The following is an 11,951-nucleotide window of genomic DNA, read 5'->3' as shown; positions in this document are numbered from 1 at the left end:
CCACCTCGGCGTCGCCGGCGCCGTCCGAGGGCAAGCGAACCTGACCGTCATCGGCAAGCTGCCCGCCTACGGCGCGCAGGGCGTGTGGCAGAACTCGTCGGTGAACTCCGAGCGAGGCGGGTGCGCCGAGCAGGGCACATGACCATGCAGGTCCGGGCATCGACGAACAGATCCTCGTCACCTCGCCGACCGGGGCTTCGTGCCGTCACGCCTGACACACTGGGCGAGCCAGTCGCCGAGAGCGCGATGCACGCGCGACGGCGTTTCGACGGGGGCGAGGTGCCCGACCTCCTTCAGCGTGACCACGGGTGGACTTCCGGGTAGCAGGTCCCGCAACCGAGCTGACTGGTCGACAGGAATCCAGGGGTCCTGATCCCCCCAGCCGATCGTCACCGCGCAGCTCACCTGCTGCAGGCGTTCCGCGACCGGCCGGGTGTGTTCAGGCCGGAGCGCAGCGATCTGACGGTAGAAGGCCGGCTGACCCGACGCCCCCAGCCACGGCTGACTCAATGCCTCTACGCAATCGTCTGCCAACCGGTGACGTGCCGCACCGGCGATGTACTCCTTGACCAAGGCCGTGTGGAGCGCGGCCGGGAGTTCCACGAACACGTCGGCGTGGTCGGCGACCAGACGGAAGAACGGCGATCCCCACGGATCGAGGGTCACCACGTCCCAGAGAAACAGACCCGCGTACTCGCTGCCGTGAAGCAGGTGAGACCCGAGCGCCACGGCTCCTCCGATGTCGTGTGCGACGACGTATGGCCTGTCCAGGCGCCAGTACGTGAGCAGTTGAGCGAACCGCGACATCTGGGAGGCGAGATCGACCGGTACGGCCGGATCCTTCGCCGATCGGCCGTAGCCGGGCATGTCCCACAGGAACACCCGATGGCCGCTGCTCAGGTGCCGTGCGGCCTCCGCCCACACCTGTGACGACCACGGTGTGCCGTGGCAGAACACCACATCCCCCACCGGAGCCCGCCGCTCGGACGCCCATACGTATGTTGCGATGCTTGCTCCGTCCACGCTGATGTGGACGGGCTCTGGCAGACGCCATTCCCTCAGGCTCATGCGGTGAAGCTAGAACCTCAGGTCGACCTGAGGTCAAGCAGGGACAATGACCTCATGAAGATCGGAGAGGTCGCTCGCCGCCTGGGAGTAGCTGTGCATGTGCTGAGGCACTGGGACGATGCAGGCGTCGTCGTCCCCGACCGCACACCGTCAGGCCAGCGCGACTACAGCGAGGAGCACATCCACCGCTTGCGGGTCCTGCGGGCATGCCAGGACGTCGGCATGAGCCTGCAAGAGATCCGGCAGGTCCTGCACCGAGGTGAACCCGAGCGAACGGGCGTGATCGAGCGGCAACTCCACCGCATCCGGACGCAGCGCGCACAGCTCGAGAATGCCGAACGATTCCTCGTGCACGTGATCAACTGCGAGCACGATCTACTCACCAGGTGCGCCATGTGCACGGGATACGCCGCAAGCGTCCCGCTGCGGGAGAACGAGCACGTGACGCCGTGAACTGCGAGTCCCGCTCGGTCACGCGGCATACCGAAAACCGAGATACTCGTATTCTTCTTCGAAGATCACAACCAAGGCCGTTTTGTCCTGCGAGACAAAAATGAGATCGCTCCCCAGCGCCTCACGAATCGACCGAACCCACCCTTTGCCGGAAACGAGACATTCAAGCCAGGGAAAAAATTCCATCCAGGTACGCAGGTAGAATCTTTGCCCAATGCTCGACTGCTCAACAAACTCCTCGATCCACAGATTCACCTCCTCATCGCTCACCTCATCCCCGATCCGAGAATCCGGCACTGAATCGGTTCTACGATATTGCGCCAGCAGACTGTCCAGCCAATCAGGCATCTCGCCGTCCTGGTGGTAGCCGAAAGCGTGCACTCCGACCAGTAGCTCTGGAAGCCGTGCAGCCTCAGTTTCCTCGCGGCGCAGCTGAATCTTCTTGCGCAACTCCTCGCTCGGCACTAGGTCCCCTCCGGGTAGTAGAAGTGATGCTTGTCTCCGATCTGCTGATAGCGCTCCCCCATCATGTCGACGTTACGACCTCCCCCCTTGGGTTGCCCTGCGTGGAAATGCGGGTGTGGGGCATTGGGGTCATTCGTGTGATTGACGACCACTCGTGTACCCTCAGGGGTTTCATATTGGTAGTAGCGCCCATGAGATCCAGGACTTTCGTCGTACACGTAGTTGCTGGTCCTGTGTCGCATGGTTGGATCATCGCCGACCGTCCACTGGTGGGTGGGTTGTTGGCTGCGGGGAACACCGGCCCGATCCTTGGCGGCATTGAATGCCTCTTGACGCGTGTCGAAGTTCCTGTTGTACGGAGCGAGGCCGAGCGGATCAGCCCATGTATGGGGATTGTGGACGTAGGCGGTGGGGTTGGGCGCGGGTTCGATTCCCAGGGGGTCGGGAGATGTGTAGCGGGCTGTCTCGGGGTCGTAGTAGCGAAGATAGTTGTAGTGGAGGCCGATTTCGGGGTCGTGGTACTGGCCGGGGAACCGTAGTGGTGTGTAGGCGGTGCTGTCGGACTGCCACGTGGTGATGCCCCACAGGGTTCTGCGTGAGCGCCAGGCGATGTTTCCGGATTCGTCAACGAGTTCGGTGGGCGTCCCGACGAGGTCGGTGACGATGGCGAAGAAGCGGCAGTCGATCTCCTCTTGCGTCGTCTGGTCGGTGAGGCGTTCGGTCTGGGCCACGGGGAACAAACCGTCGTGGTCCCAGGTGAGTGTCACCGGATGGGGCAGGCCGGCAGCGGTGGTGGTCTGCTCGGTGACGTTGAGGCCGTCCCATGTGAAGTGGGTTTCCTCCACGACCGTGACCCCGTCGGCAGCCAGGCGCTGTTTGGCTGTGCGGCGGCCGAAGGGGTCGTAGCGGTAGCGCCACACAGTCCCGTCGGGGGTGGTCACCGAGGTGAGGCGGTCCTCGGCGTCCCACGCGTACCGCCAGACGTCGGGCTTGCGCGACAGACGGGTCTTGCGGCGCACCACGACGCGCCCTGCCCTGTCGTACTCGTAGCGCATGGAGCCTGCGTGTGTGAGGCGGTTGCCGGCGTACCCGCGGTCGCCTTGCGCTTCCCGGCCGGCGTGCTGGCCCGGCCAGGCTGCCCGGGTCTGGTTGCCTGTGGCGTCGTAGGCATAGGACTCGGTCCAGTCACGAGCGTTGATCTGCGTCACTCGGCCGGCGTCGTCCAGGCCGATACCGATCTCGCCGTGCATGGGGTCGTCAACAGCGATGAGGGAGTTGTCCGGACGGAAAGTATAGGAGCGGCGTTGGATCAATCCGTGGGCCGATGTCACGGTCTGCTCCGTCAGTCGCCCCGCACTGTCCCAGCTCTGGGCAAGGCTGAGGGAGTTGCCGATCAGGCGGGACGTCTCGCGACCGGCGGCGTCGTAGGTGAAGGACAGGGCGTGGCCGGAGGTGTTCAGGGATGTGGTGTGGCCAGCAGCGTCATAGCCGTAGACAGCGCGGGCACCCGTGGGTGTCGTCCGCTCGGTACGTCGGCCCGTCTCGTTGTAACGGAACAACAGCGTTCGGCCGTTCACCGTCTCGGCGACAGGCCTGCCCGTTTCATCTCGTTCCCAGACCATCTCGCAGTCGGCACTCGTGGCCCGCAGCCTCCTGCCCACGCTGTCGTACTCGTACGTCGTGACCGCGCCGTCCACGTTCTTGGAGGTCAGTCGGCCCAGGGCGTCGTAATCGTAGACGACCGTCTGACCCAGCGGGTTCGTGCGTGCCACCACGCGGCCCGTCGCATCGCGCGTGTACGTGACCCGGCGGTCGTCGAAGTCGGTCTCCGCGACCAACCGGCCGGCCGCATCGTACTCGTACTCCCACGTCAGGCCGCTGGGAGCCGTGACCTTGGTCAGCCGCAGCGAGGAGTCGTGCTCGAACTCGTACCGGACTCCGTCGGGGCCGGTCCGTGCGGTCAGCAGGTCGAAGTGGGTGTACTCATAGCTGGACACACCGCCGACCGCATCCGTGTGGCGGATGCAGTTGCCTTCCCCGTCGTACTCCCACGACTGTTCCGCCCCGTCCGGGCCCAGCATGCGGGCGAGGCGTCCCTCCACGGTCCACCAGCGGCAGGTCTGCGCTCCCAGGGGATCTGTGGCCACTTTGACCCGGCCGAAGGCGTCGTGGTGTGCGGTCAGGTGATGGCCCAGTGGGTCGGTCAGTTCGGCCACCAGGCCGGTGGTGGTGCACCGTACCCGCGTGGTCGCCCCGAGCGCGTCGGTGACGGCCGTCAAGCGGCCGGAGTCGTCGTAGAGGTATCGAACTGTCGCGCCTGCCGGGTCGGTAACGGCGATGCAGTTGCCACGCTCGTCGTACGCGCGGCGCCAGCTGGACCCATCGGCCAGGGTGACGGTGGTGGGGCGTCCCAGGTCGTTGTACGTGTAGCGGGTCACCTCGCCATCCGGATGGCTGACCGTGAGCGGCCGCCCCGTCGGGTCGTTGGTGAACCGGGTGGTGTGGCCGAGGGCATCCGTCCAGGCCAGGACGTGGTGGTCGTGGTCGTACTCGGTGCGTGTGACGCCACCGTTGGCATCGATCTCGGCCACGACCTGGCAACGGTCGTTGATCACGAATCGGCTTGCCGCGCCGTCGGCCGTGGTAAGCGTCGTGATGCGGCAGTCGGGCCAGGCGGAGTCGGTGCCGTCGTAGTCGAGGGTGATGGCGATGTGGCCGGCCTCGCCGCCCTCGGCGATGCAGCGGTCCTGGTCGTCGTAGGTATAGGCGTAGCTGCGCTCGTTGGTGTCCGTCCAGGACGTGATGCGGATCCGGTCGTCGTAGGTGAAACGCAGCGGAAGGCCGGAGGAGTTGATCGTCTCGGTGAGGCTGCCGTCGGTGTAACCGTAGCGCTTGATGACGACATCCGAGCCGTCCTCGGCCGCACCGGCCAGGCTCAGAGCGGTGACGCGGCCGCCCTCGGTGGTGAGCTTGAGGTGGTAGCCGCCGGAGTGGCGCACGGCGAGCGGGGTGCCGTGCTCGTCATAGTGGAAGGTGATGGTGTGCTGGTTGCGGTCGGTGATGCGGTTCAGCAGGGCAACGCCGTCGACAGGCCGGGTGAAGTGGCGGGTGTGGCCGGTGAGGGGGTCCTCGACGCGGTAGCCGCCGTCCTCCAGGCGGGTCAGCGGTCGGCGAGGACCGGTCTCGGGCAGGACCGGACTGGACGGGCTGTGAGGATGTGGGTACGCGAGCAGCAGGCCGTCCTCGGTGACGAAGACGATGCCGTCAGGGTCGATCTCCAGGCGCTGGTCGATGGTGGAGGCCCAGGTGGGGCCGAACCACCAGCCGCATCGGTAGTCGGAGGCGACCCGGCGGTTGAAGCCCAACGGCAGCAGACCCGGCAGTTCCACGTCCGTCTGTGGCAGGTACATGGCGCCGGTGGCCATGTCGACGGGGTCGGTCCCCTTGGAGCGGACCACGTTCTTGACCCGGTTGTAGGCGCCCTTGGCGCCGTCGGCGAGCATTGCTCGCGCGTTCTTGCCCAGGCCCCGGACTGCCAGCCCCATGCCCTTCAGGCCGCCCCTGAGCCCCTTGGCCGCCGCCAGGCCGCCCTTGAGTCCCTTGGCGAGGCCGCCAAGGGTGGTCAGGCCCTTCATACCCGGGATGCAGTCCAGCGCGGCGAAGCCCACGTCCCATAGGGACGCCTGGCCCTTTGAGTACTTGTAGAGCGTGTCAGCGAGCACGACGAGGGCGGCCACGACCACTATCGCCGCCAGGATCGGCCCGCCGATGATCATCGCCACGATCCCGACAACCGCTACCACGATCTTGCAGGCGGCGACGATGGTGTCCCAGTTGTCGGTGAACCAGTCGCCGATGTCCTCCCACCAGGACCGGTTCTGGATCCCGGCGTCCGAGGCCTCGTCGATCTTCGACTTCGCCTCGCGGGCGGCCTCCTCGCGCATCTTGCGGGCGTCCTCGGCCATCTTCTTCGCGGCATCGAGGGCGTCCTGGGCGTTGGTGACGTCCGACTGGGCCTTGGTCTGGGCGGACTTGGCGTGCTGGACGTCCCGGGTGGCGGCGCGGACCTTCGCCTCGTCCGGCTTGTCGGCGTCGGACTTGCTGCCGGTGGGGTCGTCCTTGTACTTGTCGGCTTCCTTGGTGGCGCGGGTGACCCAGGAGTCGGCCGAGGACAGACGCGACTGCGCTGAGGAAAGGTCGTCGCGGGCCTCGCGGGCCTTGGCGAGCGCCTTGTCGGCCAGGGCCTGCGCCCGCTCCAGCTTCGGCCAGAAGTCGGCGAGGGCGTCCCCGCACATCTCGTACGACTTCTTCAGCTTCTTGAGGTTCTTCGGGACGCCGGAGAACTCCTCCTTGAACACCGCCGCCGACTTGCCCGCCCACTCCAGCAGCGTGTCCTCGTCCGCCATGCCCTTGACCAGACGCAGGGCATCGGAGACGTCGTCGGCGAAGTCGTGCAGCTGCTTGGCGAGTTGGCGGACGCGATGGGGGTCGCCCGGAGTGGGGTCCTTGTCCAGGCCCAGGACATGCCAATCGTGCGGCCGATGGCCCGCCATACCCGTCAACCCCCGTCACCTGCGCATCGCCAGCGTCGTCAACAACCGTGTGCACACGTGAACTTACAGGGCAGCTACACGAACGTGCGAGCGGGCCCCGGATCCGGTGATCCAGGGCCCGCGGCACACGTTCCGCCAGTACGAAACGGCTCCGTCAGAAAGAAGCGGCGTGCAGGTGCGCGTCCGCCGCGACGCCCTCGGGCGAGACGCCGGCGCCGACACCGCCGCCGATGCCGACGGGCCCGGCCTCGACGTAGAAGCCGGCAGCCGTGCCGAGGCCGGCAGGGGACGCGCCCGCCTGACCGCCCGCGATGTCGTCCAGGTCAGCGTCGGAGATCTGGGCGGTGTGGACCTGGGGGGCGAGGTTCATGTCGCGCGTTTCCCTTCACAGCAAAAATGGGCGATGGCAGAGATCACCGGGATCCCCGGAACCGGGACCGATCATGACCGGTGACCTGCGCCCATCGATCAAAGCACGGCGAAGGAGAGGTAACCAGCCGCCCGAGGCCGGTACACGAGGTCACGGCATGCCCGGCTTCATCGGTGTGGCAACGCGGTCACCGAATGGGCGGACTTCTTCACAGGACCTGTGGTTTTCGCGGTTCCGGTCCCTGCCGTCGACCGGTACGCATGAGGGCCGATCCGGTTCTCCGGAGTCTTCGCACGACCTCATGGTGAACGGTGTGCAGGTCCGCGGGAGTTTCCGCAGGGACGGCTAACCGACGAACCGGAACGTCGACGTGATCGCGTCGAAGATGTCGAAGAAGGAGTCCGCGAGGTCGAGGACCTGGCTGCTGCCGGCCACCAGCGCCACCTTCCCCTCCTGACCCGGCACCGGAACGAACGTCTGCATCAGTACGGCACGGATCGTGCGGTTCAGCGAATCCCCGGGCACCGGGATGTCCTCGATGCCGTACGTCCGGGCCGCCGGGCCGACGCCGGGGATGTCGACCGTCGTCACCTTCCGCCAGGAGTCGCCCTCCCTCCTGGCCTCCTTCACCGCCAGCTGCCCCGCGATCACCGCCGGATCGGTCGACAGCGGCTCACCGGACCGCGTACGGCCGCCGGCCAGCGAGACCGTCACCGAGGCCGTGATCGGCGTGTCACCGCCGAAGTTCTCCGCCATGCACCCGCAGTACAGCGCACCCGACTTCCACGCGTCGGCCGCCGCCTTCTGCAGGAACGCCGTGTAGGTGTCCCGGTACGGCTCCAGTTCCGGCCGCTGCCGCAGTCGCTCGGTCACCATCCGCCGGATCGAGTCGTCGCGCGACTCCGGGCGTACGTCGAACTCCCACCACGACTCCGGCACCTTGATGCGGAAGCCACCGCGCTCGATCGTGAGCGTCTCCATGTAGCGGGCCATACGTCCGTCCACCCCGTTCACTCGGCGCATTACTCGATCACACATGCCAACGTCGTCACGTTGTACGGTGCCGCTCAGACTACGACGTTGGGGGACTGACGCATGGGCAAGGGCAAGAGCGACCTCGCGCTGCCGCTGAGCGAGCTGGAGGGCTTCGGGCGCCGGCTGCGGTCCATCAAGACCCGGCTGAACCACACCAAGAAGATGTTCGAGTCCTACCGGGACGACATCGGAGACGGCAGCGTCAACGACGCCCTCGACGACTTCGAGTCCAACTGGGAGGACGGCCGCGAGGACATCACCCAGCAGCTCGACGCCCTCTCCGACATGTCCGACGCCGTCGTGCGCGAGTTCAAGAAGCTCGACGACGAGCTCGCCAAGCAGGTCAACGACAAGATGAAGACGGAGGACAAGCGGGGCGGGAAGGGGGACAAAAAGAGCGGCTGAGCCGACCGTCACTCGCCCGCTCAGCCCACCTCGTTCTCCGCCACCGCCTGCCCGTGCACCACCACGTCCCCGCCGTAGAACATCCCGGTGAAGACCGGCGAGTACGTCAACTGCACCTCGACCTCCACCTCCTGCGCGTTCGCCGCCACGCAGTGGGTCGCGGCGATGTCCGCGAGGCTCATGTTCATCTCGCGGGCGAAGGTCTTCACCCGCGCGTCGCAGTTCTCGAAGTTGATCGGCGCGGGGCCGCCCTCGTTGTCGTAGAGGGCCTCCCGGTCGATGTCCTGGGCGGCGAAGCGGGCCGCCTGCTCGGCGATGTCGGCGGCGCGCTCGCGCTTGGAGATCGACATGCCGCCGTCGATCACGAAGGCCGACAGCGACAGGAAGACGATCGCGAAGATGATGACCGCGCCGGCGCCCGAGCCGCGGTCGTCCAGCCGACCGAGACGGGACGCCGTCCACGTACGTGTCCGAGCCCTCACACCGTCCTCCGGAACGGGTCCAGCGGTGAGCTGAAGCTCGCCGTCAGCGTCGTCGGGACGTCCAGGCCGAGCATGGCCAGGCCGCGCACCTGGCAGCTCACCTCGACCGTGAAGATGGTGTCGGGTTCGAAGCCCTGGCTGGTCTGCCGGACGGACACCGGACCCGAGCAGACGTCCTCCAGGTCCGCCTCCGCCGCCTTCCTCGCCTCGGCCATCGCCGTCGCGTGGTCCTTCTGGATCGAGCCCGCGCGTGCCGCGTCCCGCGCCGCGCCGTCGAGCGCCCCGCGGCCGTCCACCAGCTGCCCGAAGGCCACCAGGACCAGGATGAAGAGGATCATCACCGGGGCGAGGATCACCACCTCGACGGTGGACAGGCCCCGGTCGTCCCGCAAGCCGTGGCTCTGCAAGGCGGCCATCTAGTTCCCGTCCTCCGTCACGAACCGCTCCACCGGCCCCACCGACTGCGCGTGCACCGTCAGATCCAGCCCGGGAAACACCGTCGGCACGCGTGCCGCGATCTCCACACCCACCGTGTTCTGCTCCGGCTGCAGCATCGTCACGTCCGGCGACAGGACGAGCTGCGGCCCGAGCTGGCGGATGTAGCTGTCCACCACGTCCTGGGCCTCCCCCCGCCACGCCCCCGGCTGATCGTGCGCCGTCGCCCGCGCCTTGCGCGCCCCCGCCTGGGCCGCCGCCTGGGCGACGTGGTCGGCGAAGAAGTACAGGGCGAACTGCACGGTCGCGAAGATCATGAAGAAGAGGACCGGCGTGAGCAGCACGAACTCGATCGCGGTCATGCCGGAGTCACCGCGGGCGGAGGCGGCCTCCACCCGGCGGCGTACCCAGCGACGTACGGCCACCAGCAACCCCGTTGTCCGGTACGAGCGTTCAGCAGGTCTTGCCCGCGTCCGCACCCTTGATGCAGTCGCCGACCTTGTTGGCACCCTCGCTCAGCGCGGCGTTGATGATCGCGGCCACGACGCCGACGATCGCCACGACGACGGCCGAGATGATGACCCACTCGACCGCGGAGGCACCGCGGTCCAGTTCCCCGGAGCGGGCGCGCTCGACGCGGGCCTGGAGGAAGGTGACCAGGAAGTCCATGGCCGGGATGCCGGTGTGGAAGGTACGTCCGTTCATGACGCGTTGTCCTCTCGAAATCGGTTCACGGAAGCTCTGAAGTTGAAGCCCGGGGTTCTCAAGCTCTGGAGTCGGCTCACTGCACCTGGAACACCCGCATCGCCGCCGGAAAGATCAGGAACACCAGGAACCCGGCGCACAGCAGCAGCTGCGCCACGAGCATCGACTGGGACTTCTCGCCCGCGCTGCCCTCGATCTCGGCGAGTTCGCGGTGCCGCATGGTCTCGGCGCGGGAGGCGAGGGACTCGCGGACCTTCGCGCCGTCGTCCGCGACCAGGGCGAGCGAGGCCGACAGGTCCTTCAGCTCCTCCACGCCGATCTCCTCACCCAGCTGCCCCAGCGCCTGCCACTGGCTGATGCCGGTGATGCGGGCGTCGGCGAGGGCGTTGCGGATGCGCTGGGTGGCCCAGCCGTCGGAGACCTCCGCCGCCGCCATCAGGGCCTCGGGCAGGCCCCGGCCGCCGGCCAGGCTCATGGAGACCAGGTCGAGGTACGCGCCGATGACACGCCGCAGGTCACGGCGCTTCTCGGCCGCGTCCCGCCGTACCTCCAGGTCGGGCAGGAAGAAGAACACCAGCGCGAACATCAGCGCCAGCCACACCGGGATGATCGGGCTGCGGCCGAACCCGAGCGTCCACACCACCGCGAACACGAACGGGCCGAAGAACAGGCCCGCCGCGCCCAGCAGGGCCTTGGTCGCGAGGAACTTCTCCCAGCTGCGGTCCAGGACGGCGAGGTCCGCGCGCAGCGACCGCTGTTCCCAGCCCTGCTGCAGATAGAACTCGGCGACCCGCTGGCCGACCTCGCCCCGCAGCGAGCCGAGGCGTCCGGTGTCCTTCGCCTGGCGCGCCGACTCGTACGCCGCCCCGCGCGCCCGCATGGCGTCGATCCGGGCGACCTGCGAGATCGCGCTCCGCTTGCTCGGCATCAGCGCGCGGACGAGGGCGTAGACGCCCAGGCCGATGACCGCGCCGACCACTACCGGCATCGTCAGGTTCACCGTCGTACCCCCTCTTCCGGCAGCGTCTGCGGCGCCTGCGGCTGGGCCGGCGTCCGGGGACGGACGAACTGGACCGCCGCCTCGTCCCGCACCAGGAAGCGTTCGGGTGTCTCGATGGTGGACAGCTTGCGCAGCCACCAGAAGCCCAGCGCGAACAGGCCGCACACGCAGGCCAGGACGAGCTGGCCGACGGCGGTGCCGTACGGCGCGACGAAGTCCCGGTTGAAGATGGACAGGCCCAGGACGAAGGCGATGGAGACCGCCACGACGATCTGCACGGACCGGCGGGTCGAGGCGCGCTGGGCCATTACGCGCTGACGCATGTCGACCTCCTCGCGCGCCGACTTGGCCAGGGCGCCGAGGACTTGGCGCAGACCCGGGCCGCGCAGTCGCGCGTTGAGGATCAGGGCCGCGACGATGATGTCCGCCGACGCGTCGTCGATCTCGTCCGCGAGCTGCTGGAGCGCCTCCGGCAGCGGGGTGCGGGCGCGCAGGCGGTCGACCAGGGCGTCCAGGTGCGGGCGGAGCACGGGGGCGGCGGCCCGGGCGGAGGCCGGGATGGCCTGCTCCAGGCCGACCGCGCCGGCGATGGTGTCGCGCAGCGACTCCGTCCAGGAGGCGAGGGCCTCGACGCGGCGCATGGCGGCACGTTCCTCCGCCGCGCCGCCGAAGAGGCGGTCCCAGAAGAAGACGAGGACGCCGGCCGCGATGCCCGCGACCGCCCAGCGGGTCAGGAGCAGGACGACAAGGCCGACGATGGCCGCGAGGGAGCCGCGCTGACCCGCGAACCGGATCAGTTCGCTCGCCCGCCGGCTCGCCCGCTGCTTCTCGTGCTCGGGCTTGGGGGGCAGGCCGCGTACGGCGACGGCGAACAGGGCGATGCCGCCGCCGACGGCGACTCCGCAGGCGAGGGAGTACAGGACGGTGGTGGAGAACAGGCCGCCCATGGAACCGAGCGAGCCCAATGCCGCGAGTGTCAT

13 protein-coding genes are annotated in these 11,951 nt (G+C 68.0%); 2 read left to right on the top strand and 11 right to left on the bottom strand.

Features of this window, described 5'->3' with window-relative positions:
• Positions 1-177: 177 nt before the first annotated feature.
• Positions 178-1,068, bottom strand: coding sequence for an alpha/beta hydrolase (locus NW895_RS00930; RefSeq protein WP_289933051.1), 891 nt, complete (start codon positions 1,066-1,068; stop codon positions 178-180).
• A 54-nt stretch (positions 1,069-1,122) separates the two neighbouring features.
• Here NW895_RS00930 and NW895_RS00925 point away from each other — a divergent pair, with 54 nt between their 5' ends.
• Positions 1,123-1,521 (top strand): MerR family transcriptional regulator, encoded by a 399-nt coding sequence (locus NW895_RS00925; RefSeq protein WP_289933050.1) that lies wholly within the window; start codon positions 1,123-1,125, stop codon positions 1,519-1,521.
• An 18-nt stretch (positions 1,522-1,539) separates the two neighbouring features.
• Here NW895_RS00925 and NW895_RS00920 read toward each other — a convergent pair whose 3' ends face one another.
• The 4 genes from NW895_RS00920 to NW895_RS00905 all read right to left on the bottom strand — a co-directional run bounded on the left by NW895_RS00920 (position 1,540) and on the right by NW895_RS00905 (position 7,902).
• Positions 1,540-1,986 carry a hypothetical protein gene (locus tag NW895_RS00920; RefSeq protein WP_289933049.1) on the bottom strand — a complete coding sequence of 149 codons (447 nt, stop codon included), beginning with the start codon at positions 1,984-1,986 and terminating at the stop codon, positions 1,540-1,542.
• A complete protein-coding gene (locus NW895_RS00915; RefSeq protein ID WP_289933048.1) occupies positions 1,986-6,539 on the bottom strand; it encodes an RHS repeat-associated core domain-containing protein in 4,554 nt (1,517 codons plus the stop codon). The genes NW895_RS00920 and NW895_RS00915 overlap by 1 nt, the downstream gene beginning before the upstream one ends.
• Positions 6,540-6,693: 154 nt before the next feature.
• Entirely contained in the window at positions 6,694-6,909 is a 216-nt protein-coding gene (locus NW895_RS00910; protein WP_289933046.1) for a hypothetical protein, read from the bottom strand.
• A gap of 345 nt (positions 6,910-7,254) precedes the next feature.
• Entirely contained in the window at positions 7,255-7,902 is a 648-nt protein-coding gene (locus NW895_RS00905) for a hypothetical protein (RefSeq protein WP_289933904.1), read from the bottom strand.
• A gap of 102 nt (positions 7,903-8,004) precedes the next feature.
• On the opposite strand from NW895_RS00905, the gene NW895_RS00900 reads away from it, so the two are divergent.
• On the top strand, positions 8,005-8,349 hold the full coding sequence (locus tag NW895_RS00900; protein ID WP_289933045.1) for a hypothetical protein: 345 nt from the start codon (positions 8,005-8,007) through the stop codon (positions 8,347-8,349).
• Positions 8,350-8,369: 20 nt separating this feature from the next.
• Here NW895_RS00900 and NW895_RS00895 read toward each other — a convergent pair whose 3' ends face one another.
• The 6 genes from NW895_RS00895 to NW895_RS00870 form a co-directional block, all read right to left on the bottom strand.
• Positions 8,370-8,831: a pilus assembly protein TadG-related protein gene (locus tag NW895_RS00895; protein WP_289933044.1), complete on the bottom strand. Its 462-nt coding sequence runs from the start codon at positions 8,829-8,831 to the stop codon at positions 8,370-8,372.
• The gene (locus tag NW895_RS00890; protein WP_289933043.1) at positions 8,828-9,247 is read right to left on the bottom strand and encodes a TadE/TadG family type IV pilus assembly protein; all 420 of its coding nucleotides are present in this window, start codon (positions 9,245-9,247) and stop codon (positions 8,828-8,830) included. Before NW895_RS00890 ends, NW895_RS00895 begins: the two co-directional genes overlap by 4 nt.
• Positions 9,248-9,697: a TadE family protein gene (locus tag NW895_RS00885; RefSeq protein WP_289933042.1), complete on the bottom strand. Its 450-nt coding sequence runs from the start codon at positions 9,695-9,697 to the stop codon at positions 9,248-9,250. It lies immediately after the preceding gene.
• A gap of 22 nt (positions 9,698-9,719) precedes the next feature.
• Positions 9,720-9,971: a hypothetical protein gene (locus tag NW895_RS00880; RefSeq protein WP_289933040.1), complete on the bottom strand. Its 252-nt coding sequence runs from the start codon at positions 9,969-9,971 to the stop codon at positions 9,720-9,722.
• Positions 9,972-10,047: 76 nt separating this feature from the next.
• Positions 10,048-10,959, bottom strand: a complete 912-nt coding sequence (locus NW895_RS00875) for a type II secretion system F family protein (RefSeq protein ID WP_289933039.1) — start codon at positions 10,957-10,959, stop codon at positions 10,048-10,050.
• An 8-nt stretch (positions 10,960-10,967) separates the two neighbouring features.
• Positions 10,968-11,951: a type II secretion system F family protein gene (locus NW895_RS00870; protein WP_289933038.1), complete on the bottom strand. Its 984-nt coding sequence runs from the start codon at positions 11,949-11,951 to the stop codon at positions 10,968-10,970.

Origin of the sequence: Streptomyces sp. S.PNR 29, from assembly GCF_030386795.1 — a bacterium.
Lineage (GTDB): Bacteria > Actinomycetota > Actinomycetes > Streptomycetales > Streptomycetaceae > Streptomyces.
Note: the sequence above shows the minus strand (reverse complement) of the source record. Positions and strands in the feature narration are given on the sequence as shown.